Annotated in this window: 22 protein-coding genes and 2 pseudogenes; 19 read left to right on the forward strand and 5 right to left on the reverse strand. The window is 71.4% G+C overall.

All coding sequences use genetic code 11. The features are described from left to right. Positions 1–124: 124 nt before the first annotated feature. The 6 genes and pseudogenes from ACQEV1_RS26285 (at position 125) to ACQEV1_RS26310 (ending at position 4,974) form a co-directional block, all read left to right on the forward strand. On the forward strand, positions 125–907 hold the full coding sequence (locus tag ACQEV1_RS26285; protein ID WP_433396728.1) for a hypothetical protein: 783 nt from the start codon (positions 125–127) through the stop codon (positions 905–907). Positions 908–978: 71 nt separating this feature from the next. Further along, on the forward strand, positions 979–1,611 hold the full coding sequence (locus tag ACQEV1_RS26290) for a LysE family translocator (RefSeq protein ID WP_285624475.1): 633 nt from the start codon (positions 979–981) through the stop codon (positions 1,609–1,611). A gap of 278 nt (positions 1,612–1,889) precedes the next feature. Then, complete coding sequence (locus tag ACQEV1_RS26295; RefSeq protein ID WP_433396731.1) at positions 1,890–2,495, forward strand: TetR/AcrR family transcriptional regulator; 606 nt, start codon at positions 1,890–1,892, stop codon at positions 2,493–2,495. Then, entirely contained in the window at positions 2,492–3,688 is a 1,197-nt protein-coding gene (locus ACQEV1_RS26300; protein ID WP_433396733.1) for an FAD-dependent monooxygenase, read from the forward strand. The genes ACQEV1_RS26295 and ACQEV1_RS26300 overlap by 4 nt, the downstream gene beginning before the upstream one ends. Positions 3,689–3,913: 225 nt before the next feature. Beyond that, positions 3,914–4,657, forward strand: a pseudogene (locus ACQEV1_RS26305) (MFS transporter); the annotation flags it as partial. 116 nt (positions 4,658–4,773) lie between these two features. Then, positions 4,774–4,974: a hypothetical protein gene (locus ACQEV1_RS26310; protein ID WP_433396735.1), complete on the forward strand. Its 201-nt coding sequence runs from the start codon at positions 4,774–4,776 to the stop codon at positions 4,972–4,974. Here ACQEV1_RS26310 and ACQEV1_RS26315 read toward each other — a convergent pair. Next, positions 4,920–5,987, reverse strand: coding sequence for a tyrosine-type recombinase/integrase (locus ACQEV1_RS26315; RefSeq protein ID WP_433396737.1), 1,068 nt, complete (start codon positions 5,985–5,987; stop codon positions 4,920–4,922). The two genes, ACQEV1_RS26310 and ACQEV1_RS26315, sit on opposite strands and share 55 nt — an antisense overlap. Before the next feature lie 389 nt (positions 5,988–6,376). Here ACQEV1_RS26315 and ACQEV1_RS26320 point away from each other — a divergent pair, with 389 nt between their 5' ends. Further along, a complete protein-coding gene (locus ACQEV1_RS26320) occupies positions 6,377–9,604 on the forward strand; it encodes a BTAD domain-containing putative transcriptional regulator (protein ID WP_433396739.1) in 3,228 nt (1,075 codons plus the stop codon). A gap of 106 nt (positions 9,605–9,710) precedes the next feature. Further along, positions 9,711–10,067, forward strand: a complete 357-nt coding sequence (locus ACQEV1_RS26325; protein ID WP_433396741.1) for a DUF488 domain-containing protein — start codon at positions 9,711–9,713, stop codon at positions 10,065–10,067. A 77-nt stretch (positions 10,068–10,144) separates the two neighbouring features. Here the strand turns inward: ACQEV1_RS26325 and ACQEV1_RS26330 are convergent, their stop codons facing one another. Further along, complete coding sequence (locus tag ACQEV1_RS26330; protein ID WP_433396742.1) at positions 10,145–11,371, reverse strand: MFS transporter; 1,227 nt, start codon at positions 11,369–11,371, stop codon at positions 10,145–10,147. A 157-nt stretch (positions 11,372–11,528) separates the two neighbouring features. On the opposite strand from ACQEV1_RS26330, the gene ACQEV1_RS26335 reads away from it, so the two are divergent. Continuing rightward, positions 11,529–11,675 carry a hypothetical protein gene (locus tag ACQEV1_RS26335; RefSeq protein ID WP_285624450.1) on the forward strand — a complete coding sequence of 49 codons (147 nt, stop codon included), beginning with the start codon at positions 11,529–11,531 and terminating at the stop codon, positions 11,673–11,675. 440 nt (positions 11,676–12,115) lie between these two features. Here the strand turns inward: ACQEV1_RS26335 and ACQEV1_RS26340 are convergent, their stop codons facing one another. After that, positions 12,116–12,418 (reverse strand): hypothetical protein, encoded by a 303-nt coding sequence (locus tag ACQEV1_RS26340; RefSeq protein ID WP_433396744.1) that lies wholly within the window; start codon positions 12,416–12,418, stop codon positions 12,116–12,118. Positions 12,419–13,008: 590 nt separating this feature from the next. Here ACQEV1_RS26340 and ACQEV1_RS26345 point away from each other — a divergent pair. The 4 genes from ACQEV1_RS26345 (at position 13,009) to ACQEV1_RS26360 (ending at position 15,433) form a co-directional block, all read left to right on the forward strand. Further along, entirely contained in the window at positions 13,009–13,341 is a 333-nt protein-coding gene (locus ACQEV1_RS26345; RefSeq protein WP_433396746.1) for a PadR family transcriptional regulator, read from the forward strand. Positions 13,342–13,343: 2 nt separating this feature from the next. Beyond that, positions 13,344–13,703 (forward strand): DUF1048 domain-containing protein, encoded by a 360-nt coding sequence (locus tag ACQEV1_RS26350; protein ID WP_433396748.1) that lies wholly within the window; start codon positions 13,344–13,346, stop codon positions 13,701–13,703. A gap of 180 nt (positions 13,704–13,883) precedes the next feature. After that, complete coding sequence (locus ACQEV1_RS26355; protein ID WP_433396750.1) at positions 13,884–15,122, forward strand: serine hydrolase domain-containing protein; 1,239 nt, start codon at positions 13,884–13,886, stop codon at positions 15,120–15,122. Between the two features lie 143 nt (positions 15,123–15,265). Next, the gene (locus ACQEV1_RS26360) at positions 15,266–15,433 is read left to right on the forward strand and encodes a hypothetical protein (protein WP_433396752.1); all 168 of its coding nucleotides are present in this window, start codon (positions 15,266–15,268) and stop codon (positions 15,431–15,433) included. Between the two features lie 234 nt (positions 15,434–15,667). On the opposite strand, the pseudogene ACQEV1_RS26365 reads toward ACQEV1_RS26360, so the two are convergent. After that, a pseudogene (locus tag ACQEV1_RS26365) lies at positions 15,668–16,480 on the reverse strand (sporulation protein). Between ACQEV1_RS26365 and ACQEV1_RS26370 the strand changes: the two are divergent. Continuing rightward, positions 16,414–17,340 (forward strand): MFS transporter, encoded by a 927-nt coding sequence (locus tag ACQEV1_RS26370; protein ID WP_433396754.1) that lies wholly within the window; start codon positions 16,414–16,416, stop codon positions 17,338–17,340. The pseudogene ACQEV1_RS26365 and the gene ACQEV1_RS26370 sit on opposite strands and share 67 nt — an antisense overlap. A gap of 152 nt (positions 17,341–17,492) precedes the next feature. Here the strand turns inward: ACQEV1_RS26370 and ACQEV1_RS26375 are convergent, their stop codons facing one another. After that, positions 17,493–18,023, reverse strand: coding sequence for an HIT family protein (locus ACQEV1_RS26375; protein WP_285624432.1), 531 nt, complete (start codon positions 18,021–18,023; stop codon positions 17,493–17,495). Positions 18,024–18,868: 845 nt separating this feature from the next. Between ACQEV1_RS26375 and ACQEV1_RS26380 the strand changes: the two genes are divergently transcribed. The 5 genes from ACQEV1_RS26380 to ACQEV1_RS26400 all read left to right on the forward strand — a co-directional run bounded on the left by ACQEV1_RS26380 (position 18,869) and on the right by ACQEV1_RS26400 (position 24,822). Further along, positions 18,869–19,567 carry a DUF6892 domain-containing protein gene (locus ACQEV1_RS26380; RefSeq protein ID WP_433405974.1) on the forward strand — a complete coding sequence of 233 codons (699 nt, stop codon included), beginning with the start codon at positions 18,869–18,871 and terminating at the stop codon, positions 19,565–19,567. Positions 19,568–19,694: 127 nt separating this feature from the next. Then, positions 19,695–20,690, forward strand: a complete 996-nt coding sequence (locus ACQEV1_RS26385) for a tyrosine-type recombinase/integrase (protein ID WP_433396756.1) — start codon at positions 19,695–19,697, stop codon at positions 20,688–20,690. Between the two features lie 267 nt (positions 20,691–20,957). Continuing rightward, the gene (locus ACQEV1_RS26390) at positions 20,958–22,253 is read left to right on the forward strand and encodes a cyanophycinase (RefSeq protein WP_433396758.1); all 1,296 of its coding nucleotides are present in this window, start codon (positions 20,958–20,960) and stop codon (positions 22,251–22,253) included. An 86-nt stretch (positions 22,254–22,339) separates the two neighbouring features. Continuing rightward, positions 22,340–23,209, forward strand: coding sequence for a crotonase/enoyl-CoA hydratase family protein (locus ACQEV1_RS26395; protein ID WP_285575581.1), 870 nt, complete (start codon positions 22,340–22,342; stop codon positions 23,207–23,209). Then, the gene (locus tag ACQEV1_RS26400; RefSeq protein ID WP_433396760.1) at positions 23,206–24,822 is read left to right on the forward strand and encodes an AMP-binding protein; all 1,617 of its coding nucleotides are present in this window, start codon (positions 23,206–23,208) and stop codon (positions 24,820–24,822) included. Before ACQEV1_RS26395 ends, ACQEV1_RS26400 begins: the two co-directional genes overlap by 4 nt. Position 24,823: the final 1 nt, after the last annotated feature.

Consider the following 24,823-nt stretch of genomic DNA (forward strand, 5'->3'; position numbering starts at 1 on the left):
TCAAGGTCAGGGTCTCGTGCAGCGCCAACGTGCACGACCTTATGCGATCTGACTGAAGACCCGCCGAGCGCCGAGACTGTTAGTGTGTCGCGCCAGGCCGCAGGCGAGGGGAGGCGGGCCGCACATGCCCAAGCCGCTGCAGGTCGGGGACCCGGCCGAGCTCGGGCCGTTCCGGCTGGAGTCGCGCCTGCACGAGTCCGCCGCCGGCATCGTCTATCTGGCCGTGGACCCGCAGGGGCGCCGGGTGGAGGTGGCGCTGCTGACCACCGCCGCCGCCGGCGACGCGGCCGCCCGCGACCGGTTCCGCGCGGCGGTGGAGGCCGAGTCGCCGCGGGTGGGCGCCTTTCCGTCGGCCGCGCGCCCGGCCGATCCGGGCGGCCCGTCCCCGGTGGTGGCGGCGCTGTCCGACGGCGGCGCGCCTTGGGTGGCCACGGCGCACGAGGAGGGCCGTGCGGGGGCCGAACGCTTCTTGAAACCGGTGCTGCTCGAACGCGGCTGGGGGATGGGCCGGCGCCTGCGCGGCGGCCCCAGCTTCCAGCAGTACTGGCTGTCCGGCCCGAAGGGCCCGGCGCTGCAGCCGCCCCCGGTGCCGGCCACCGCCCCGGCGGCCGCGCGCGACAGCAAGGGCCTGGCGGCGGCGGTCGCGTCGCTGGCGGCGCTGCTGGTCCTGCTGGGGCTGCTGGTCCTGCTGCTGTACTCCTGTGAGCCGTCCCCGAAGCCGCCGAAGCCGACGGAGGTGCCCACGACGGTGCCGGTGCAGCCACCCCCGCCGCCGCAGCCGTCACCGTCCAGCCCCCTCCCGTCACCGTCGCCGTCGGGCAAGAAGTCCAAGACGCCGCAGCCGTCCCGGACCGGCGGGCCGGGGACGATCAATCCCGCCGCGCACGGCGGCCCGGTGGCCCCGTAAGGCTTGGTAACCGCCCGGCGGCCGGGGAAAACGTGCTTGCCCGCGCGAACGGACCGGGTCAGCATGAGGTGATGATCCAGACACTGTTCGCCTTCGCCGGCGCCGCGATCGTCGTCGCCCTCGTCCCGGGGCCGAGCACCGCGGTGATCGTGCGCCAGTCGGTCACCGGGGGCCGCCGCGCGGGCGTGGCGGCGATGCTCGGCAACGAGACCGGCGTCGTGCTGTGGGGGCTGGCGGCCGCGTTCGGGCTGACCGCGCTGCTGCTGGCCTCCCGGATCGCCTATGACGCGATCCGGATCGCGGGCGCGGTGTTCCTGGTGTGGATGGGCGTACGGGCGCTGTGGTCCGCGCGCCGCCGGCCCGCGACGCAGCCGGGGGAGACGGGGGAGCGGGCGGTGCCGGTGTCGCGGTGGCGGGCCTACCGCATGGGCCTGCTGACCAACGCCGCCAACCCCAAGGCGGGCGTGTTCGCGGTGTCGTTCCTGCCGCAGTTCGTCCCGCACGGCGCGCCGGTCCTGCCGGTGCTGGTGGTGCTGTCCCTGGTCTGGGCGCTGATCGACATGGTCTGGTACCTGAGCCTGATCTGGCTGGCGGGCCGCGCCGGGCGGGCGCTGGGCCGCCCGGCGGTACGGCGGCGGCTCGAGCAGGTGTCCGGCGTGGTGCTGGTCGGCCTCGGCCTGCGGCTCGCGGCGGAGTCCCGCTAGGGCCCTCCGTACGCGCTCCGCGCCAGGCGGTGTCCGACGCCCGCCGTCCCCGTACGGACGAGTAAGGGTTATCCACAGGGCTTTCCACAGATCGGCCGGGGAAATCACCGCCTATGGGGGTACCGCGGCGCACTTACCCACCGGGTTTTCCACAGGCACTGTGGAAACCGGTCTCGTGGTCCTGACCAGCACTGCTCTTGTCATCCGTCGGTCGCGTGCTAGTTTGGGCAATCGTCCAATACGATCGCCCAGGGCGAACGACCGAGAAGGCGGGCACGATGAACGCGACGGCGGCGGACCGCGGGCGTGAAGCGCGCCGGCGGCTGCTGGAAGCGGCGGCCGAGCTGATCGCCGAGCGGGGCTGGGCCGCGGTCAGCACCCGGATGCTGGCCGAACGGGCCGGCGTGGCCCCCGGCGTGGTGCACTACCACTTCTCCTCGGTCCAGGCCCTGCTGACCGAGGCCGCCCTGGCCGTGATGCACGACCTGGTCGAGCAGGCCGGCGCGGGCATGGAACGCGCGCACACGCCCGGCGAGGCACTGGGCCTGATGATCGACTTCCTGACCGCCTACGACGGCCGGGACCCGGTCTCGCTGCTGTTCGCCGAGACCTATCTGGCCGCCGGCCGCGACGAGGACCTGCGCCGGTCCCTGGGCGAGGTCGTCACCGATTTCCGCCGGGCGCTGGCCGGCCGGCTCGCCGAGCACCAGGTTCCGGCGCCCGACGCGACCGCCGCGGTGCTGGCGGCCGCGATCGACGGCATCATGCTGCACCGCGCGCTCGGCCCCGGCCCGGACGCGACGGACCTGACGGCCGTCCTGCGCCGCCTCGTCGCCCCCACCGAACCCGGACCCCCCGCCACGGAACAGGGAGACACCCCATGAAGGTGATCATCTGTGGAGCCGGCATCGCCGGCCTGGCCCTCGCCGAGCGCCTCCACACTCTCGGAGCCGCGGTCGTGGTCGTGGAGAAGGCGCCCGGCCCCCGCACCCAGGGCTACATGATCGACTTCTTCGGTCCCGGCTACGACGCCGCGGAGGCCATGGGCGTCCTGCCCCGCATCCGCGAGCTGGGACACCACGTCGAAGAGATGACCTACCGGGACCGGCACGGTCGCCGCCGCTCCGGCATGCGCTTCGCCCGGTTCGCCAAGATCGTCGACGGGCGCCTGATCAGCATCATGCGCCCCGACCTCGAACGCGCGCTGCGCGACCACGTCCCCGCCGGCGTCGAGATACGCCACGCCACCACCGTCACCGGCATCGACAACCGCGCCGACGGCGTCACCGTCACCCTCACCGGCGGCACCACGATCGACGCCGACCTGCTGGTCGGCGCCGACGGCATCCACTCGACCGTCCGCGACCAGACCTTCGGACCCGAACGCCGGTTCCTGCGTTACCTGGGCTTCCACACCGCCGCCTACTCCTTCGACGACGCCGGCGTCCACGCCCAGGTGGCCGGCCAGTTCTGCCTCACCGACACCGTCGACCGGCAGATGGGCTTCTATGGCCTACACGGCGAGCGCGTCGCCGTCTTCACCGTGCACCGCACCGCCGACCCCACCCTGCCGGCCGAGCCGCGCGCCGCGATCCGCCGCGAGTACGGCACCCTCGGCTGGGTGGCGCCACGCGCCCTGGCCGCCTGCCCGCCACCCGAACACGTGTACTACGACCAGGTCGCCCAGATCGACATGCCGGCCTGGACCCGGGACCGCGTCACACTGATCGGCGACGCCGCCCACGCCGTGTCCCTCCTGGCCGGCCAGGGCGCCTCACTCGGCATCACCGGCGCCTACGTCCTGGCCGAACACCTGTCCCACGCCAAGACCATCGAGACCGCGCTGGACGGCTACGAACGGACCCTGCGGCCGGTGGTCACCGACAAGCAACAGGTGGCCCGCAACGGGACACGCTGGTTCATCCCCGCCACCACCACACAGCTCCACATCCGGCGAGCCGCCCTCAAACTGGCCCGCGTCCCCGTCATCGACCGTTACGTCGCCGCGGCCCTCGCCGGCAAGTCCACCGGCATCATCGACCGCCCACTCGGGCCCGCGTCACCGGCCACGACGTAGCCCCGCATCTCACGAGCCGGACACGCACTGGCCCGATCGGCGGCCGAAGTGATTTCATGCGCGGCACCCCGACGCACATGGAGCCCGCCCGTGCCCCAGGAGCCGACCAGCCGATCGATCAGCGCCCGCCTGGACCGCCTCCCGCTCACGCGCTGGCACTGGGCGCTGATCGTCGTCGTCGGCCTGGGCGGCTTCTTCGACCTGTACGAGGTCTTCCTCGGCGGCGTGCTCGGCGCCGTCCTGACCGACCGGTGGCAGCTCGGCACGAACGAGAAGTCCCTCGTCATCGCCTCCGCGTTCGCCGGCATGTTCGTCGGCGCGATCGCGCTCGGCATCGCCGCCGACCGGCTCGGCCGCCGCCGCATGTTCCTGATCAACCTCGGCCTGTACTCCCTGTTCTCCCTCCTCACCGCGTTCGCCCCCAACCTGGACCTCTTCCTGCTGCTGCGGTTCCTCGGCGGGCTGGCGCTCGGCGCCGAACTCACCCTCGTCGACACCTACCTCAGCGAGTTCATGCCACGCCGCGTCCGCGGCCGCTGCATTGCCTGGGCCTACACCATCGGCTTTTGCGGCGTGCCGGTCGCGGCGTTCCTCGGCGGCCGGTTCGTCGCCGACGAACACCTGTTGATCGACGGCTGGCGGTGGCTCCTGGTGTTCGGCGCGGCCGGCGCGCTCGTCGTGTGGATCCTGCGCGCACGCCTGCCCGAGTCACCGCGCTGGCTGCTCGCCCAGGGCCGCCCCGACCAGGCCGAAGCCGTCGTCGCCGACGCCGAACGTGCCGCCGCGGCCGGAGGAGGCCCGCTGCCGCCCCTGGAGGACATCCCCGACGAACCCGTCACACGGCTGTCCCTCGCCCGGATGTTCGGCGAACCGTACCGCCGCCGCACCGTCATGCTCTGGGGCTTCCAGATCCTGCAGACCGTCGGCTACTACGGCTTCGGCTCCCTCGCCCCGGTCGTGCTCGGCGCCAAGGGCTTCGACGTCGTACAGTCCCTCGGCTACGCCGCCCTCACCTTCCTCGGCTACCCGATCGGATCCGCAGCAGCGCCATCAGCGTCGCCTACTCCCTGTCCGGGACCTCCGCCGTGCTGCCGTTCGTCGCCCTCAACGCCCTGGACCACCTCGGCGCCGGCACCGTCTTCACCGGCTCGGCCGTCATCCTGGTCATCCTCTGCCTCGACGTGGCGATCCTGGGCCCCCGCAGCACCGGCCGCGGCCTCGACACCGCCGCTCAGTCCGCCGACACGTCTCCCGGCTCGGGCGACGTGGCACCCAGCAGCGGATGAGCGCGCATCGCCGCCTCCAGCTCACCCGGCAGATCGTCACGGTAACGACCCAGCGTGGACAGATCCGAATGACCCAGCACCCGGCGTACCGCGTCCATGTCGGTCGCCGCGGCGAGCAGATGCGTCGCGGTGGTGTGCCGCAGACCGTGCGGAGTCACCCCACGCCGGTACTCCGGGTCGACCCGCGCCAGCACCCGGTCGATCACCGCCTGCACGTCACCGCGCGCCAGCCGCCGCCCCCGCCACGACAACAGCAGCGCGTTCCCACCCGCCTCCCGAGCCCGCCGTACGGCCAGATGCGCGTCCAGGACCTCCGCGACCTCACGGGGGAGCGGCACGTCCCGCGTCGTGCCGCCCTTGCCGAAGATCCGCCAGTAACGCACCCCGTCGTTGACGTAGAAATGGTCGACGTCGGCGCGGACCAGCTCCGACACGCGCGGCCCGACCGTCGCCAGCAGCAACACGATCAGCGCGTCCCGCAGCTCCGTACGCTGATCGGCGCGCTTACCCCCCTCCGGTGGTGATGCCACGGCCAGCTCCCGCGCCGTACCCAGCAGCCCCTCCGCCTGCTCACGCGTCAACGCCCGCCGCTCCGCCCGCAGCCCGCCCCGCCGGCGCGGCACCACCGTCGCCGCCCGCATCGGATCCAGCTGCACCCAGCCCGCCACCGTCGCGTGACGGAAGAACGCCGACACCGACCGGCGGAACCGGCTCTGTGACGCGCCGCTCTGCACCGCCTCGGCCGGCCCCGCCCCAGCGGCCGCGCGAGACGCCCCACGCCGCCCGTCGGGCTTGGAGGCGAACCGCAACAGCACCTCATCGACGTCCTCACCGGTCAGATCGTCCAGCACCCGGTCACCACCGGCCAGCACCGTGAACGTCCGCACGTCACGCGCGTACACCTCGGCCGTACTCGGCGCCAGCGCACCGGTGACGGTCTTGGCACGGACCATGTCGATGTAACGATCGGCCGCCTCATCGACGGTGAGACGGCGGACGTCGGCAGGGCGCATTGCCCAGAAGTTAGCGGCCCCCTCCGACATTTCCCGAACCGGAGCGGTGCGGTCCCCGGCCGGGGACCGGTGACCTGCCGGCGGTGGCCGGTGCCGGGGGCGCGCCACCCGGCCGCGTCGGCCTTCCGGAGCACTCCCGCGACGCTGCGGCCGCCATCGCAGCCGACGAGCCAGCGCGCCGCGTACTCGCGCTCACCGTCCGGCGCGACGGCCGAGACCGTGACGCCGCGCCGGACCTCCACGCCGGACCTCCACGCCGAGCGTGGACAGCACTGAAGGGAGCCGCTCACACGCCGTACACGCGACGCTGACAGGAGGGCACACGACGCTCACACCCCCGTCCTCGCCGTGATTTGGGGACTCGAGGGTGCGCACGCGAAGATCGGGAGATGGACGGGGATGCGCGGCTTCGCGTCACGCTGCTCGGCGACTTGCAGACGTCTCGCGGCGGCGCCGCCGTGCCCGTCCCGGGCGCGCGGCTGCGGCGCCTGCTCGTACGGCTGGCACTCGCCGGCGGGCGCACGGTCGACCAAGGCGCCCTGGTCGACGCGATCTGGGCCGAGGACCCGCCGGCCGCCCCCGCCCACGCCCTGCAGGCCCTCGTCTCGCGGCTGCGCCGGACCCTCGGCTCGGCCGGCGACGTCACGCAGGCCGCGGGCGGCTACCGGCTGGAGGCGGACGCGACCGACGTGGACGCGCTGCGGTTCGAGCGACTCGCCGCCGCCGGCCGTGACCGCCTGCGCGCCGGCGACCCGAACGCCGCGGCGGCCGTGCTCGGCGAGGCCGTGGCACTGTGGGGCGACCGTCCCGGCGCCGAGCCCACGGTCGTCGCCGCGGTGGCGCCCGCCGCCGCGACCCGGCTGGCCCACACCTCGGCCGAGGCCGTCGCCGACCTCGCCGCCGCCGAGCTGTCCCTGGGCCGCGCCGACGCGGCCGCGATCCGCCTGACCGCTCTGCTCGCCGAGCATCCCGTCCACGAGCGGGCGGCCGCGCTGCTCATGGACGCGCTCTCCGCCCAGGGCCGCCAGGCCGAGGCCCTGGCCTGCTACGAGCGGGTCCGCGAAACCCTGGCCGACGTCCTCGGCACCGACCCGGGCGCCGCCCTGCGCGAGCGCCACCTGCGCCTGCTGCGCGCCGAGCGCCCCGCCCCGGCCGCCGACGCCGCGCAGACCAGGCGGAGTAACCTGCCCGCGCCGCTCACCAGCTTCATCGGGCGCGACGACGACCTCGCCCGGATCGGCACGCTCCTCGCCGCCGGGCGCCTCGTCACCGTCCTCGGCCCCGGTGGCGCCGGCAAGACCCGCCTCGCCGTCGAGGCCGCCCGCCGCCACCGCCACGAGTACCGCGACGGCGCCTGGCTGATCGACCTCACCTCGGTCACCGAGCCGGCCAAGGTCGGCGCGGCCGTGCTCGCCGGGATCGGGCTGCACGGCGGCGCGATGTTCGAGGCACGGACGCGGGTCGAGGGCGACGAGCTGGACGTCCTCCTCGACCGGCTCGGCGGCCGGGAGACCCTGCTGCTGGTCGACAACTGCGAGCACCTGATCGACGCCGTCGCTCACCTGATCGCGGCACTGCTGTCCCGATGCGCCGGGCTGCGCGTGCTCGCCACCAGCCGCGAACCCCTCGCGGTCGACGGCGAGGCGCTGGTGCCGCTCGGCCCGCTCGCACTGCCCGGACCGGACGACGGCGTCGAGCAGGCCCGGCGGGCGGCGTCGGTACGCCTGTTCACCGAGCGGTCCGCGGCCGTGCGCCCGGGCTTCGACGTGGACGAGACGACGCTGCCCGAGATCCGGCGGGTGGTCCGCGGCCTGGACGGGATGCCGCTGGCGCTGGAGCTCGCCGCGGCCCGGCTGCGGACGCTGTCCCTGCCCGAGCTGGCCGACGGGCTGTCCGACCGATTCCGGCTGCTCACCACCGGAAGCCGCACCGCGCTGCCCCGGCACCGCACCCTGCGAGCGGTCATCGCCTGGAGCTGGGACCTGCTGAGCGAGCACGAGCGTACGGTCGCCGAACGCGTCTCGATCCTGCCCGGCGGCGTCACACCGGCCTCGGCCACCGCGGTCTGCGCCGGCACCGCGGTGCCGGCCGCCGAGATCCCCGAGCTGCTCGCGGGCCTGGTCGACCGGTCGCTGCTGCAGCTCGCGCCCGACCCGGGCCGCTACCGCATGCTGGAGACGCTACGCGAGTACGGCACCGGCCGCCTGACCGAGACGGGCGACCTCGGCACCGTCCGTGACCTGGCCGCCGGCCACTTCGCCGAGCTGATCTCCCGGTACGACCCGCAGCTGCGCGGACCCGGCCAGCCGGCCGCCATGCGCGTCATCAGCGCCGAGTACGACAACGCGCTGGCCGCCCTACGCCGGCGATGCGACACCGGCGACGCCACCGCCGCGACCGCTCTCGCCCTGAACCTGACCTGGTACTGGCAGATGTCCGGCCGGCACTCCGACGCGGCGTACTGGCTGGGCGAGGCACTGGCGGTGCCCGGCGCCGAGCCCACGCCCGACCGCGACTGCGCCCACGCGATCCACCTGATCAACCGGGTCATCACCCGGCCGGAAACGACCGCCGACGACCAGGCGCGGATACGCGAGCTGGCCGACCGGCTCCTCACATACCCGCAGCTGCCCGGCCCGTACGGCGCGCTCACCGTGCTCCCGCTCGCGTTCCTCCAGGAGGAGAAGACCACGCTCGCGCTCACCGAGCACCTGGCCGACGGCGACGACATGTGGCTGTCCGGACTGGCCCGCATGTTCCGGGCCCAGTCCGCCGAGAACAGCGGCGAGCTCGACGGGATGCGCGCCGACGTGGAGGCGGCCCTGGCCTGCTTCCGGCAGGTCGGCGACCGCTGGGGCCAGGCCACCGCGCTGCCGATGCGCGCCCAGCTGCGCCAGTACGACGGCGACCTCGACGGCGCGCTGGCCGACCTGCACGAGGCACGGTCGCTGGCCGGTGAGTTCGGCCCGGTCAGCCTCGATGACGAGGTGTTCAGCGACCTGCGCTGGATCGACCTGCGGCTGCGGCGCGGTGACACCGACCGGGCGATCGCGGTGATCGAATCGGCCCGAGAACGGGCGCTGCGCGCGAGCGCGCCGGAGATGCCGGCCCTGGTCGACGCGTGGGAGGCCGCCTTCCGGGTGCGGCTCGGCGACCTGGACCGGGCACGGGACCTGCTCGACGACGCCGAACGGCGTCTAGGCGGCGACATCACGTTTCCCGGCGCCCACGCACGGACGCTGACCGACGGCGTACGGGCCTCGCTCTGCCTGGAGACGGGTGACCTGACCGGTGCGGAGAAGGCACTCGAAAAGGCGTACGCGGCGGCGCTGGAGACCCGGGACCTGCCGATCCTGTCCGTGGTGGCGGTGAGTACGGCCGCGCTCGCCGAGGCGTACGGGCGGCATCACGAGTCGGCCGTCCTGCTCGGCGCCGCCTCCCGGCTGCGCGGCGCGCACGACCGTACCGATCCGCAGGTGCGCGAACTCACCCGCCGAGGGCGCGCCGCGCTGGGCGAAGAAGCCTTCGCCGCGGCGTACGGGAAGGGCTGGGTGCTGGACGGGAGGACGGCCGTGACCGAAGTCGACCCGGCCCGCCTGCGCCGGGAACCCGGATGAGGACCAGGGGGGCCTCGACGAGCGTGGCCGGCGATACACGAGGTGCTCCGGTGGGAAGGATGGTCCCTGGCGCCGACGGGCGGCGCCGTCGACGCGGAGGTGGTGGGTGCGCGAGGTCGGCGTCGTACGGATCTACGACGAGGTCACGGCGGGGGAGTACCGGGTGCTGGTTGACCGGGTCTGGCCGCGCGGCGTCTCCAAGGAGGCCGCGCACCTGGACCTGTGGCTGAAGGACGTCGCGCCGTCGACGGAACTGCGGCGCTGGTACGGCCACGACCCGGAGCGGTACGAGGAGTTCCGCCGCCGCTACGAGGCCGAGCTGGCCGACCCTCCCGCCGCCGACGCGCTGCGGCGCTTGAAGGAGCTGGCGGCCGACCGGCGGGTCGTGCTCGTGACGGCCACCAAGGACGTGCCGCGCAGCAACGCCGCCGTCCTGGCCTCCCTCCTGAACCTTACTGCGTAAAGCAGGCTGGCTTTTTCCAGCAAACCAACACTCACGACACAAGAACATCCGCACCAGAGAGACACGGGAGCGGCCGGTCACCGAGCCGGCTGTGCGCGGCGCAGCCGCGGAGAGCGCAGGCCCCCCAGCCCGGTGAGCGTGGCGGCACCGGCACAAACACCCAGAGTGAGCGCGGGACCGGCCACGGCGGCGACATTGCCCAAAGCGTTGTTCATCACCAGCAGAGCGGCGCTCTGCACCAGCGTCAGCAGCGCCTGCAGACGCGACAGGTGAGACTCGGGCGTGGTCGCGAGCACCAGAGGCGCGACGTGAGTGCTGAAGACCCCCGACCCCAGCCCGACGACCAGGGCACCTCCCGCCGCCACGACGGGGGAGGACGCGCAGGCGAGAAGAGCCGTCCCACACCCACCGATGATCAGACCGAGAGCGGCGGTCCGCCCCGGCCGCCCACTGCCGCCCCGGCCGGCGACGAGCACCGCGACACCGATGACGCCCAGGCTCTGCGCCGCCACGACGACCCCCGCCGCGCCCGGCCCCCACCCGCGATGCCGGGCCAGCAGAGGCACCAGCAGCGAGATGACCGGCAGCAACGCCCCGGCCGCGGCCGCCACCAGGACCAGGGCGGCACGCAACACCGGATCCCGCCACGCGACCCGAAGACCGTCGGCCACCTCCCGGAAGGCACCCGCGCGAACGACGGCCTTCGCGGTCTGCCGAGCGGGACGGACCGACACCATCACCCACAGCACGATCCCGAACGTCGCCGCGTCGAAGAGCGCGGCCCCGGGAAGGCCCACGGCCGCGACGATGAGGCCACCCAGCGAACCACCCGCCAGGGCGACCACCTGGCCGCCCGTCTGCCGCAGCGCGAGCGCCCTGGGCAGCTTCTCCGCTCCGACCAGCCGCCGGGGCATGGATCCGGACGCCGGCAGGTAGAAGGCGTCCACCACGCCGATCACCAGCCCCGCCCCGACCAGCACCCAGGTCGCCGCCTCCCACCGGAACGCGACCAGCGCCAGCAGCACCGTCACGGCGATCATCACACCGTCGCCGATCAACATGATCCTCCGCGCGCCGAACCGGTCCCCGACGGCACCGCCGACCAGCAGAAACAGCGCCCGCGGCAGGTTGATCGCGGACAGCACGAGAGCGGCGACGGACCCGCCGTGCGCGGACGCGGCCCAGCCCAGCGCGAAGTAGAGGACCACGTCACCGAGCATGGAGGCGAGCACTCCGGCGAGCCAGGCGAGGTAAGAGCGGGGGAGCCGGTCCCGGCCGGACGGCGGAGCCTCAACAGGCGTCATGGCCCGACACCGTAGGGGGAGGGACCGACAGCCGAGACGGGCCCGGGGGAGCGGTGTCGCCGCAGCGCGACAGATCCGGCGCCCCTGCTCGCCGGCACGTCGCATCGGCGGTAATCGCGCGCGCTCGACCCCGGACATCGAACACGCGGAGGCCACCATGACCATCGACGCGGTGGCGCAGGAACAGGCCGCGGCGCGCGTCGCCGATGCCGTACGGAGTGCCCAGACATCGGTGAATCTCCGCGGGCTCGGCCTCACCGCGATTCCCGCGTGCTGGCGGTCCAGGAGGTCATCCGATATGTGAACCGCGTCGCGTACACCGTCTGCGGTCTGTTCTTCCGCGACGGCGTCGGCGACCGGCCGTTCGCCGCCGACCCGTGGGGGGCATCGAGCCTGACGCCGGATGGTCGGCCGCACCGGACCGGGTCTGGGCTCCGGTCGCCGACCATGCGCCGAACCTCACCGCCACCATCCGGGACCGCACACTGGCCCTGCTGACCGATCCAGACGGCCGGGCGGTTCTGGCCTACCGCGCCTGGCCACGCGACCGCGACGACCCGGGCCCCAGCGGTGAACCGGTCGCGGTCGAACGGCTCGCCGACCCGGGCCACGACTCGTACCCGGAGATCGTCCTCGGCCCCGAACGGTTCGTCGCGCAGGCCGGCCAGAACGACTACCAAGCGTTCCTGTTCGACCTCGACGTCCTGGACGATGCCGGGTGCCCGACCGTCGCGTGCTGGTCGTTCAAAGACGGGACTGGGTTGACGGCGCGGGCATCGGGATCGCCTTCTGCTGACCGGATCGAGCTGAGCCGACGCCCGCACGTCCGTCGAGTTCGCGGATCCAGCGCTGGATCTCCGCGGACCGGTCGACCCGGTCGAGGTCGTGGTGTGCCGCGACGAAGCGGCGGGCGGGAGGTTTGTCGTTCCAGTACCGCCCCTCCGGCGCGGCAGGCCGGACGAACACCTCCGCGGCGGAACTCGGTGTCGAGGTCCTCGGTGTGAGGGAGAGGACCTCGTCCGCTCGGGCGACGGTCTCGTACAGCATCTGCCACAAGCACCCGTTCGCGCAGCGCGTTGCGGTCGTCGCGGAACAGAGCCTGCAGGCGGGCGCGGCCGATGGACCGGTCGCCGCGGCGGACGGGCTTGCGCCGCTCCAGGCGCCGGGCCGGGTTGGTCGCCAGCAGTTCCTGCCGTTGCGCCGAGGTGATGAAGGACGTCAGAACGGACAGGTGCCGGTTCCACGTCGCCGTCGCGGCGGCGTCCCAACGGCCCGTCGCTGATGCGGCCGCACCCACTCGCCGACCGCCTGACCGGTCGCGCCCATCGCCTCCCCGAAAAGCCGCCACGACCGGGGCCCGTCCCTACCTTCGGTGGGCCGGGCGGGGAAGACGTCGAACGGGTCGGCGGGCAGTTCCAGAGGGCTCGTCACGCCCGCCATCCTCTCAACAAACGGTGCGGTGAGGTTGTTGAAGCCGGCCCCGGCCATCACGCCCTTCGGCCGAGGGAGGGCGGCTGCCGCGCCCCGGATGCATGAGAGACGAACACCCGCTATTCCGTCTTGCTAGGTACCGGTAGTCAGTGTTACGTTGTACTGGTACTCAACAACGCTGACTAGTGCAGGGGGGGAGGTGTTCCATGGCCAAGCTGCTGACGGAGATGCTCAAGGGCACGCTGGAGGGCATCATCCTCGCGTCGCTGTCCGGCCGGCCCGCCTACGGCTACGAGATCACCGCGCGACTGCGGGAGCAGGGTTTCTCCGACATCGCCGAAGGAACCATCTACGCGCTGCTCCTCAGGATGGAAAAGCGCGGTCTTCTCGACGTGGAGAAGGTCCCCTCGGAGAAGGGGCCGCCGCGCAAGGTGCACTCCCTCAACGCTCAGGGACGGGAGTACCTCGAAGAGTTCTGGAGGACGTGGAGCTTCCTCGCGGAACGACTGGAACAGCTCCGCGAAGGGAAGGGCAGGTAACCATGTCCGATGCCGAAAACAGCGGCTTCATCTCGAAGGTGATCGGGCCCAAGAAACGCTGGAGGGCGTACAAGGCGCGCGTCAAGGAGCTTCCCGAGAGCTACCGCACGGCGGCCGAAGCGATCGAGCGGTACCTGATGCACTTCGTGCCGACCGACCAAGACAGCAATGCGTCGATGTTCGAAGACCTCGCCGACCTGTTCGAGCAGGCCGCGGTGAACCGGACGCCGATCCGCGAGATCGTCGGGGAGGACCCGGTGGAGTTCGCCGAGGCCTTCGCCCAGAACTACACCGAGGGTGGCTACGTCCCCGCCCGGGCTCGCAAGCAGCTGACCGACGACATCGAGCGCGCCGCCGGGTAGCGAGACCGGAACACAAGACAAGACGGTCTGATCCCACCGCAGCACATCGCCCCTCAAGGGGCCGAGCAGCACTTTCATCGCCTGTCTGCACCAGGCGGCCGGTCGGCCATGCCCGGCCGGCCGCCTCACGCCGCATGCCCGCGGCACCGTCAAGACCGACCACTGCGTCCAAGGAGATTCATGATGGGAAACAGCCACAGCGGCTTGTCCGAAGCAGGGCTGCGCCGACTGCGCGAGGTACTGCAGCAGCATGTCGAGTCCAAGAAGATCCCCGGACTCGTCGCCCTGGTCGGCCGGGGCGAGGAGACCCATGTCGAAGCGATCGGGACGATGCGCCATGACGGGGGCGCGCCGATGCGCCGGGACACGATCTTCCGGATGGCCTCCACGACCAAGCCGGTCGCGGTCGCCGCGACCATGGTCCTGTTGGACGAGTGCCGGTTGCGACTTGATGACCCGATAGACCCGTGGCTGCCGGAACTGGCCGACCGGCGGGTGCTCAAGCGGCCCGACGGCCCGCTGGAGGACACCGTGCCGGCGCGGCGTCCGATCACCGTGCGGGACCTGCTCACCTCCACCTGCGGGCTCGGCCTGGACACGACGGCGATGGGCTCGCCGATGATGAGCGCCTACTTCGAGCAGCGGGTCTACGGCGAGAACGGATGGATGCTGCCGGCGGTGGAGCCGGATGAGTGGATGCGCCGCCTGAGCACGCTTCCGCTGATGTACCAGCCCGGACAGCGGTGGCTGTACAACGTCAGCGACGACGTGCTGGGGGTGCTGGTGGCCAGGGTCACCGGCCAGTCGTTCGAGGCGTTCCTGCGCGAACGCATCTTCGACCCGCTGGGCATGAAGGGCACCGGTTTCCACGTGCCCGCCGACAAGATCGATCGGCTGCCGCCCCTGTACGCCCCCGACCCGCAGACCGGAGAGTTCCTCGTGGAGGACGAGGCCGAAGGGGGACACCACAGCAAGCCTCCGGCGTTCCAGTCCGGCGGCGGCGGACTCGACTCGACCGTCGATGACTACCACGCCTACTTCCGGATGCTGCTCAACCACGGGATGCACGGCACCGAGCGGATCTTGTCCCGGCCCGCCGTCGAGCTGATGACCACCAACCGCCTCACGCCCGAGCAGACAGCCGCCCTCCAGGCCTGGGCGCGCAGCGTCGTCCATCTGTCACACGGTCAGGGGCAGACCGGCGGCTGGGGCTTCGGGATGACGGTGCGCACCTACCGCGGCGACTACGCGCCCATCGGCCAGTTCGGCTGGGACGGCGGTGCCGGCACCACGACCTACGCCGACCCGCACAACCAGCTCGTCGGCATCCTGCTCACCCAGACCGGAATGTCCACCCCGGACTCGGCGCGGGCCATGCAGGATTTCTGGACCACCCTCTACCAGGCAATCAACGAGTGACACATCGAACGGTCGCTGCCCCTGAGGAAGACCTTGGTCGCGGCCCCACACAAAAGGTTCCGGCGCTCAAGACCCCGTCATCACCTCTTAGCGCCGGATCCGGTTCCACTGCTCCTCGCGGGCCGGGCCCGACCGTCACCTGGATGCTTCCCCGCGACGCCGTGCCCGAGGGTCGGGAGTTCCTGGAGCCCGCGGTGATGGGCCCGCCCATCGTCTGGCTGGCCTCCGACGACGCAACCGGCGTGCATGACGAGCGCATCGTCGCCACCGAATTCGAGCGCTGGCTGCGCGACAGGAACGAAAGACGGTGAGGCGGGCCTGACGGCCCCGCCCTTGACCGATCCCGAACCGGTCCCCGACGGCACCGCCGACCAGCAAGAACAGCGCAGCGTGGAGGCGAGCACTCCGGCGAGCCAGGCGAGGTAAAAGCGGGGGAGCCGGCCCGGTCGGACGGCGATGCCTCAACAGGCGTCATGATCGGACACCGTAGGGGGAGGGACGGACAGCCGAGACGGGCCCGGGGGAGCGGCCCGTCCGCCGAACGGTCAGCGATGCACGATCTCGCGGATCCAGCGCTGGATCTCCGCGGACCGGTCGACCCGGTCGAGGTCGTGGTGTGCCGCGACGAAGCGGCGGGCGGGAGGCTTGTCGTTCCAGTACCGCGACTCCGGCGCGGCAGGCCGGACGAACACGTCGCAGCCGACCGCGTTGGTGAGGAAGACGACCTCCAGATCGCCTGGTCCGCCGCCTGCGGGACCGCGCTCGGCGAGCGTGAACGACTGGTGGAAGTCGAAGATCTGGTCCGCCGCGGGCACGCGTTCGCCTACGAGCCGGCTGGACGGGAAGGTCCAGCCCGCCGCCGCGAAGGCGTCCATGATCGTCTCGTGGAGGGGGAGTGCGGCGACGTGGATGAGGTCATGGTCCGCGTCGTCCTACGCGTCCTCGTCTTCGAGCAGGGTCCGTAGCCTCACCAGCGGTCCCAGCGCCTGCCCGGCCGGCTCGGTGATCGGGGTCTCCCAGGGCAGCCGCATCGAGAAGCGGACCCGATGCTCGCATCCCTCTGGCACGACGAACGGCCCGTCGAGGTACTCACAGCCGATCTCGTCGGTCTCGGCCTCACCGGTGTCCAGATGCGCGTACTCGGCGACGGCCCGCAGGACGACGGTCTCCACCTGGACGTCCTTCCCGTCGGCATGGTCGGCCTCGGCACCGTGCTGCTGGTCGCCTCGATCACGGGCCGGTACGGCTGGCGGGGGAGGTGGCCGCGGCCGGGTCGACCGGATATGCGCTGGTGTCACCCCTGACCGCCCGGCTCGCCGACCGGTTCGGCCAGGGCCGGGTGCTCCCGCCGCTGACACTCTTCTACGCGGCGTCAACGGCCGGTCTCATCGCCTGTGTGCGACTCCACGCACCGGGCTGGGCGCTGATGGCCTGCAGCGGACTGGCCGGCGCCGCCACGCCGCAGCTCGGCTCGATGGTACGGGCCCGGTGGAGCGCGCTCCTGGGCGGCTCGCCGCTGCTGCAGGCCGCGTTCTCGCTGGAGTCGGTGGCCGACGAGGTGATCTTCGTGACCGGACCGGTGCTGGTCACCGTGCTGGCCACCGAGGTCCATCCGGCGTCGGGGCTGGAGCTGGCGGCGGCCACGTGCGTGGCCGGTTCGCTGCTGCTGGCCGCGCAGCGTGCCACCGAGCCGCCCGTGATCCCAGCGGGGGCGGGGCGCGGTGTCCGCGGGCAGTTGCTGCCCGCGCGGGGCCTGGTCACGCTGGCGCCGGTGGGCTTGTTCTTCGGCGCGATGCTCGCCGCGATCGACCTGGCCGCCGTCGCCTTCGCCCAAGAGCACGGGCACAAACCGCTGGCCGGTTTCCTCCTCGGCGGCTACGCCCTGGGCAGTGCGGCCAGCGGGCTGTGGTACGGATCGCGGACCTGGCGCGCCTCGCTGCGTCGCCGTTTCACGCTGACCCTGGGCGCGGCCGCGGCGGGAACGGCCACGTTCTGGGCGATGCCCGGACTGACCGTGCTCGCCGTGGTGATGCTCTGCTCCGGGCTGGCCGTGTCACCGATGCTGATCAGCGGGTTCAGCCTCGTCGAGCGACGGGCGCCGCCGAATCGGCGAACCGAGGCCATGTCCTGGCTCACCTCGGCGATCTCGGTCGGCATCGCCGTCGGCTCGGCCGCCGCCGGCCAGATCATCGACACCGCCGGCGCCCGCGGGGGATAGGCCTGCGCTGCCGCTTGCGCCGTCGCGGCCCTGGCCACCTGCCTGTTCGGGCTCAGCAGGCTCAGCGTCCCCAGTCCCCGCCGGCTCCGATCGCCCACGCCGACATCAGGTGATCGCTCGACGGGCGCGGGGGAGCGGAAGGGGTGCCGGCGTCACTGATCGTGGCCGGCCATCGCCGCCGCGATCCGTGCGGCCAGCTCCGCCCGCTCCTTGGCCGGGATCTGCAGGTAGTCAGGCCGGTTGACGGCGTTGAACTGCTGTTCTTCGAAAGGGACCCCGGGTGGCAGCGGGACCACGTGCCAGTGGACGTGGGCGACCCCTTGGTGGCTGCCGAAGCTGAAGACGTAGAGCCGTTCCGTCGGCACCAGAGCGGTGATGGCCCTGCCGAGGCGATGGATCCGGCGTTGGAGGGCCACGTAGTCATCCTCGGTGAAGTCCGCGACGACGCCGGTGTGATGTTCACGCGGGGCAACCATGGTGTAGCCGAGCAGGCGTGGCGTGCTGGGGAAGAGGACCACGCACAGCTCATCCTGATAGATCAGGGCGCCCGGCTCGCTGTTCTCGTCGTCGACGAGGTCGCAGATGAAGCAACGTCCAGCGCTGTTGTCGGCTTGAAGGCGAGCAGCGTACTGAGCCGTGTCGAGAACGAGCCGGGGGTACTCGTTCGACGTCCACTCGTCCATGTCAGTGCAAATCGGTACGAACTCCCTATACCGGACAGAATCCATCTTCTGTTCGGTATAAGACTCTGTCGGCGAGCGCCCGGTCGGGCGGGGAATGCCAGGCGCGGGGACAGAATACCTCTGGCGCGCGAGTCCCTGGCGTGGCGGCCGAACGTCTGGCGGAATCAAAGGCGGAAGGCGCCGTCCGTATCCACCGGCGTTCCATGGAACATGTGCGCGACGACCCCTGAATGCCCGGCGAGCCGCCGGCCACGTCGGTGCCCGCGAGCCGCGCATCGCCGGCGCGACGCACGGTGTTCCCGTACGACGAACGCGCCTCGTGCGGCCTGGACCCGATCCGGGCCGTGATCAGCGTGGCGGCCTCGGAAACCACCACGTTTCATGCATAATTTATATTATGCATGAAAGAAGGGTCGCGGGTTGTGCGGTGTCCACGCCCCTTCCCGGCTGTTAACGGGCGTCGACGATGGGCGCCATTTCGCTTACGCGTCCCCCGGTCGGGAAGTTCCAGGACAGGTCGGCGACCGTGACTCCCGGGTAGCAGACCCGGATTCCTTCAATGATCATGTCTGCGGCGGTGCGACAACCCGCCGAACCGAGCGGCCATTCGAGGCAGGAAGTCGTTGCTCGTGGCCTCGATGCCCGACCTCGTGGAGTACTGGTTGATGAACGCCGACCACGACCCCGGACCTGCTAGACCGACCCCGTCCCCGGCCTGCAGCCAGACCATCGTGATCGCTGGGAGAATACGTGCCCTGACGATACGTGCCGCTACCAGTAGAAGCTGCGGGCCGCTGACGTGGTGACGTGGCTCCCCCGGTGGTTGACGGCCGTCGCACCGGAATCTGCGGCTCGCGGTGCTGGACATGCTTATGGCGACGAAGGTGCTGCCTCCCTTTGATATCGACGAATTCAACCGTGCGCATGCCGGTGACGAAGACGACGACGACCGCGACTACAGGTACCGCGATGAGGTCGCTGGCGCGTTGCTCGACATCCCCGTGACCGCGGAGCAGTGCGCGTCGGTGCGCGAGCTGGTCTGGGAGGCGGGGGGAAACGAGGTCGTCTACGCCATCTGGACCTTCTGGGATGGGGAGACCGACGAGTTCCGCATCGAGTCCCTGGAAGGGATCGACACGGTCCTGCCGGACCTGGAGTCGCTGTCCGTCGGCGACGGCGCGGTGAGCGACCTCACTCCCCTGGCCGGCTGCGCCGCACTGCGACGGCTGAGCCTGCGCGGAGGTGGAGCGGTGACCGATGTCGGGCCGCTCTCCGGGCTTGGCTCGCTGCGGAAACTTCAGTTGGAGTACCAGAACGTGCGGGACCTGCGGCCGTTGGCCGGGCTGACGCTCGAATATCTCAGCCTTGACGGCGAGCCCGACGCGGACCTCTCCCCCTTGGAGAGCCTGACGTCTCTGCGGACGCTGCGCTGCCGGCGTATGTGCTACACCGCGGGAAGCGAGGCGCCGATCCTCCGCCGGTTCGACAACGCACGTGTCATCGAGGTGCTCGAACGGCGCGGCGTCGACGTCGAGGTGCGCTGAGCGGCGGCCCCCGACTCACCGCCGCCACGCTGGCTCGGGGGTGTGATCAGTGGGAAAATTCGTGCCTTGGTGATACGTGTCGCTGACAGTGGTTTGGGCGTCCCCTGGGCGGTGTGGGAGGTGGCCGGTGACGTTGTTCGTGGACGCGAAGGCGGAGTTCTTCTTGTCGTTGCGGCCGGCGAAGCCGGCGGCGGGCACGCTGGCCGGTTATGACAGTGATCTGCGGATCATCGGTGGGATCGCGGCGCGGTTGTGCGATGTTCCGCCGGCGGAGCTTCGGGTGGATCGGTTGTCGGGCCGGGTGTTGCGTGCGGCGTTCGCGGAGTTCGCCGATGATCATGCGGCGGCGAGCATTCTGCGGGCGTGGTCGGCGTGGAACCGGTTCATGAACTTCGCGGTCGCCGAGGAGCTGGTGGAGGGCAATCCGATGGCGGCGGTGCCGCATCCGAAGGCGCCGTCGAAGGCGCCGAAGCCGTTTCAGGGTGATGGGACGGCGCGGACGCTGCTGGAGCGGATCGCGGCGGGCGCGCGGGAGGCGCGGGATCCGTGGGTGGAACGGGATCTGGTGGCGTTGGCGTTTCCGCTGGTGACGGGGGCTCGTTCGGCGGAGATGTTGGGGGTGACGCTGGGGTCGTTCGGTGGCTCCCCCGGTGATCGCCGGGTGCGGTTGACCGGTAAGGGCGGTAAGACGCGGAGTGTGCCGGTGGAGGGGCCGTTGGAGCGGCTGGTGGATGCGTATCTGCTGTCGCGGATGGAGCGGTTCGGGCTGTCGGGTCTTCCGTTGAGCGCTCCCCTGCTGGTCGATACGAAGAATCGGCCGTTGCGGCGAGGTGGTCTGCAGTATCTGGTGGCGCAGTGTTACCGGTACGCGGGCGTGCATGATCGGGTGTCGCGTGGTGCGTTGGTGCATACGCTGCGGCATGAGTTCGCGACGCGGCTGGCGGAGAACGGCGCGTCGGCGCATGAGTTGAAGGAGCTGCTGGGGCATTCGTCGATCGCGACGGGTCAGCACTATGTGGAGTCGACGGCGCGTGAGTTGCGGATGGCGGCGGGTTCGAGTCCGGCGTACGGGGTGCTGGAGTCGTTGTTGAGCTCCTCTCCCCCGGACGCCACGTCGTCGTGAGTCGCGCTCGGCGGGCGCCTGTGACGGCAGAGAACGACAGGTGCCGGTGAGCGTGCGCCACATCGCTGTGGCAGAGTGCGCAACACGTGTTCTGACCTGCGCTTATGTCGTTTTTCGCGGGTAGGCTGAAGCTCGCCTCACCGCGCGGCGACGTTGCCGCGGCCGGTGGATACGCGTACCTGACGGTGACGACCCCGCCCGCAGTGCCGTGTCAATGGTCCAATGACACCGGTCGGCTTCGGCCGCACATCCCGGATGAGACCCCTGATGAAACGACTGCTGATGTTGTCCGCGGCTACCGTTCTGGCGGCGACGATGACCACCACCTCCCCCGCGTCCGGCACCACCGCGGCGCCGCGTCCGAGCGTCGCGCCGCACGGCACCTTGATCATGGTGGGTGGGGCGTTGTCGGATGACAACGCCGAGATCTACCGGCGGATCGTCCAGGACGCGGGCGGCGCGCATGCCCGTATCGGTGTGATCACCGCGGCGTCCCTTCCGCCGAGTCAGGACCCGCAGGCCGGCCGGCTCGGCGCGGCCAACAGCGTCACCAACGGTCGTTTCTACGTCGACATCCTCAAGAGGTACGGTGCGGGGTCGGTGCAGTGGATCCCCGTCGATCTGGATCATCCGAAGGCGGCCGACAGTCGTGAGGTCGCCGCGCAGGCCGCCTCGATGACCGGGTTCGTCTTCGGCGGTGGTGATCAGTATCGGCTGGTCACGACGTTGCTGCACGGTGCCGCGCACACCGACACGCGGTTGATGGCCACGATCCGGGCCCGGTACGCGCAGGGTGCGCTGGTCGCGGGCAGCAGTGCCGGCGCGCAGATCCAGTCGGGGCCGGACATGGTCACCGGTGGGGCCAGTTATCAGGGGCTGCGTGATGGGAGCCGTGTCGGCTATTTCGATGACGATCGGGTGCTGGCGGATCTGCCCGCGGGTGGCTTTGGCTTGTTCACCGATGGTCTGATCGACACTCATTTCTCCGCGAACGGGCGGCTGGGGCGTGCGGTGCGTCTGGCGGCCGACACGGGGCATCGGCGTGTGTTCGGGCTGGATCCGGACACGGCTTTGGAGGTGCGGCCGGCGGGTGGTGGTGGTCGTACGCTGCGGGTTCTGGGTCGTCATGGTGTGTCGGTGGTGGATCTGCGGGCGGCCACGGTCGGTTCCCGTGAGGGGCGCTGGTCGATCGGCGGGGTGCGGTGGAGTTATCTGACGGACGGCGCGGTCTACGATCCGGCCGCGTGGACGGTGCGGATGCCGTCTGGTGCGGTGCCGTTGGCGACGGCGGATCGTGCCGCGGCGTCGCCGGTGGAGGATGTGTTCGACGCCACGGTGGCCGACCATGAGCGTTTCTCTCTTCCTCGCGCGGCGGTCGATCTGGCGGGGGCGGCCCGGTCGGTGACGGTCGTCGGGCACAGTTACGAGACCACGCCGGTGTATGCCGTGGTGTTGCGTAAGGCGGGTGGGTTCGCCGCGTACCGGGTGGGGGCGGCTGTGGCGTTCGTCGGGTTGACGGTGGAGATGTACGCGTTGCCGGCGGCGGCGGCGGTGGCCCGCTGATCGGCGCGGGGTGGATGGCGCATAATCTCCGTGTCCGCCCGCTCTGACGCCGTACCCGTACGACGCTAATCGAATAAAGGGAGCCCGTGAGCGACACCGTCCGTTATGAGACGAAGGACCGCAAGGCGTACCTGACCCTCAATCGTCCCGACCGGCTCAACGCGATCGACGATGAGCTCGCCCGTGCGCTGCCGCGTGCGGTGGAGCGCGCCGATGAGGATCCGGAGGTGCACGTCATCATCGTGCGGGGTGCCGGTCGCGCGTTCTGTTCCGGTTATGACCTGAAGGACTATGCCGAGGGCGGTGCCGGGGCGCAGGGTGAGGCCTGGGATCCGGTCAGGGACTACCGGATGATGAAGCGTCATACCGATGAGTACTTCTCGTTGTGGCGTTCGTTGAAGCCGACGATCGCGCAGGTGCACGGGTACGCGGTGGCGGGCGGCAGTGACATCGCCTTGTCGTGCGACATGGTGGTGATGGCCGATGACGCCCGGATCGGGTACATGCCGTCGCGGGTGTGGGGGTGTCCGACGACGGCGATGTGGGTGTACCGGCTGGGTGCCGAGCGGGCCAAGCGGATGTTGCTGACGGGTGACACGATCGATGGCCGGCAGGCCGCGGAGTGGGGGCTGGTGCTGGAGTCGGTGCCGGCCGAGCGGCTGGGTGAGCGGGTGGAGGCGCTGGCCGATCGGATCGCCGGTGTGCCGGTCAATCAGCTGGTCATGCAGAAGCTCATGATCAATCAGGCGTACGACAACATGGGGCTGCAGGGCACTCAGATTCTGGCGACGCTGTTCGACGGTATCGCCCGTCACTCCCCTGAGGGTCGCTGGTTCCAGCGGTTCGCGGCCGAGCACGGTTTTCACGAGGCGGTCCGGTGGCGTGACTCGGGCCGGTGGATTCCCGAGGGTGGCGGGCCGGTGCCGTCCGCGCGTGATCTGGAGGACCCGCGTTGATCACCGAGTCGTACTGGGCGGCCGACACGTCCCGGCCGGTGCTGGAGTTGACCGCGGGTGAGCTGCTGCGGCGGGTGGCGGCGGCGGATCCGGGTCGCGTGGCGCTCGTCGAGGTGGCTCCGGCGGGGTCGGCGCTGACGGGTGCGGCGCGTACGGATCGCCGGTGGACGTACGGGGAGTTGCTCGCGGACGCCGAGCGGGCGGCGGCGTGGCTGGGCAGCCGGTTCTCCCCCAGTGAGCATGTCGCGGTGTGGGCGCCGAATGTGCCGGAGTGGGTGATCCTGCAGTACGGCGCGGCGCTGGCGGGGGTCGTGCTGGTGACGGCGAATCCGGCGTTGCGTGAGGCGGAGCTGGAGTATGTGCTGCGTCAGTCGCGCAGTGTGGGGGTCGTGCATGTCGACGCGTTCCGTGGCACGGACATGGCGGCGATCGTGGCGGGGGTGCGTGACCGGCTGCCGGATCTGCGGGAGACGGTGAGTCTCACCGGGTGGGCGGAGCACATCCGGGGTACCGCGGCGCGGCAGTTGCCGCGGGTGCGGCCCGGGGATCCGATGCAGATTCAGTACACCTCGGGGACGACGGGTTTTCCCAAGGGCGCGGTGCTGCACCATCGCGGGATGGTGACGAACGCGTCGTATGTCCTGGCGCGTGCGGGTTTTCCGCGGGGTGGGGTGTGGGCGACGGCTCTGCCGCTGTTCCATACGGCGGGGTGCGGGTTGTCGGTGCTGGGGACCGCTTCGTTCGGGGGCACGCTGGTGCTCGTCCAGTCGTTCGTGCCCGAGCTGGTGCTGGGGGCTTTGCAGGAGTGGCGGGCGGATCTGTTCGCGGGGGTGCCGGCGATGTATTCGGCGCTGCTGGCGTATCCGGGTTTTGATGGGTTCGACCTGAGTGGGTGCCGGATTCTGGCGTCGGGTGGGGACGCGGTGCCGGCGGCGTTGGTGGAGGCCGCGGAGCGGCGGTTCGATGCGCGGTTCACGACGGTGTACGGGCAGACGGAGCTGAGTCCGATCCTGGCGCAGACCGGTACGGATGACGGGGTCGCGGATCGGCGGGAGACGACGGGCCGGCCGTTGTGGCAGGCGGAGGTGAAGATCGTCGATGGGGCGGGGGCGGTGCTGCCGGTCGGTGTGGAGGGCGAGATCCTGGCGCGCGGCTATCAGGTGATGCACGGGTATTTCGCGATGCCGGAGGCGACCGCGGCGGCGGTCGACGCGGACGGGTGGCTGCGGACCGGTGATCTGGGGGTCATGGACGGGCGTGGTTTCCTGCGTGTCACGGGCCGTCTCAAAGACATGATCATTCGTGGTGGGGAGAACATCTATCCGCGGGAGATCGAGTTGGCGTTGGCCGGTCATCCGGGTGTGGCGGGCGCGGCGGTTCTGGGGGTGCCCGATCCGGAGTGGGGTGAGCAGGTCGCCGCGGTGATCGTGCCGGCCGGGCCGGTGCCGGCGGCCGCGGAGCTGCACGCTCATCTGCGGGCGGTGCTGGCTCCGCACAAGACGCCGCGTCACTGGTATGTCGCGGACGCCATTCCGGCCAATGCGATGGGCAAGGTGCAGAAGTTCGTGTTGCGGGAGCGGATCGGCGCCGGGGAGCTCGCGGTGCTGGCCTGAG

This window comes from Actinoallomurus sp. CA-142502 (assembly GCF_050936355.1).
GTDB classification, from domain to species: Bacteria; Actinomycetota; Actinomycetes; order Streptosporangiales; family Streptosporangiaceae; genus Actinoallomurus; species Actinoallomurus iriomotensis.

What these genes read in the sequence shown, in the direction of transcription:
- ACQEV1_RS26320 (WP_433396739.1), top strand. Translation starts at nt 6,377, where the DNA reads ATGGACGGGGATGCGCGGCTTCGCGTCACGCTGCTCGGCGACTTGCAG.
- ACQEV1_RS26360 (WP_433396752.1), top strand. Translation starts at nt 15,266, where the DNA reads ATGCTTCCCCGCGACGCCGTGCCCGAGGGTCGGGAGTTCCTGGAGCCC.
- ACQEV1_RS26355 (WP_433396750.1), top strand. Translation starts at nt 13,884, where the DNA reads ATGATGGGAAACAGCCACAGCGGCTTGTCCGAAGCAGGGCTGCGCCGA.
- ACQEV1_RS26300 (WP_433396733.1), top strand. Translation starts at nt 2,492, where the DNA reads ATGAAGGTGATCATCTGTGGAGCCGGCATCGCCGGCCTGGCCCTCGCC.
- ACQEV1_RS26375 (WP_285624432.1), bottom strand. Translation starts at nt 18,023, where the DNA reads ATGGACGAGTGGACGTCGAACGAGTACCCCCGGCTCGTTCTCGACACG.
- ACQEV1_RS26335 (WP_285624450.1), top strand. Translation starts at nt 11,529, where the DNA reads ATGACCATCGACGCGGTGGCGCAGGAACAGGCCGCGGCGCGCGTCGCC.
- ACQEV1_RS26295 (WP_433396731.1), top strand. Translation starts at nt 1,890, where the DNA reads ATGAACGCGACGGCGGCGGACCGCGGGCGTGAAGCGCGCCGGCGGCTG.
- ACQEV1_RS26390 (WP_433396758.1), top strand. Translation starts at nt 20,958, where the DNA reads ATGAAACGACTGCTGATGTTGTCCGCGGCTACCGTTCTGGCGGCGACG.
- ACQEV1_RS26290 (WP_285624475.1), top strand. Translation starts at nt 979, where the DNA reads ATGATCCAGACACTGTTCGCCTTCGCCGGCGCCGCGATCGTCGTCGCC.
- ACQEV1_RS26330 (WP_433396742.1), bottom strand. Translation starts at nt 11,371, where the DNA reads ATGACGCCTGTTGAGGCTCCGCCGTCCGGCCGGGACCGGCTCCCCCGC.
- ACQEV1_RS26345 (WP_433396746.1), top strand. Translation starts at nt 13,009, where the DNA reads ATGGCCAAGCTGCTGACGGAGATGCTCAAGGGCACGCTGGAGGGCATC.
- ACQEV1_RS26350 (WP_433396748.1), top strand. Translation starts at nt 13,344, where the DNA reads ATGTCCGATGCCGAAAACAGCGGCTTCATCTCGAAGGTGATCGGGCCC.
- ACQEV1_RS26315 (WP_433396737.1), bottom strand. Translation starts at nt 5,987, where the DNA reads ATGCGCCCTGCCGACGTCCGCCGTCTCACCGTCGATGAGGCGGCCGAT.
- ACQEV1_RS26285 (WP_433396728.1), top strand. Translation starts at nt 125, where the DNA reads ATGCCCAAGCCGCTGCAGGTCGGGGACCCGGCCGAGCTCGGGCCGTTC.
- ACQEV1_RS26340 (WP_433396744.1), bottom strand. Translation starts at nt 12,418, where the DNA reads ATGCTGTACGAGACCGTCGCCCGAGCGGACGAGGTCCTCTCCCTCACA.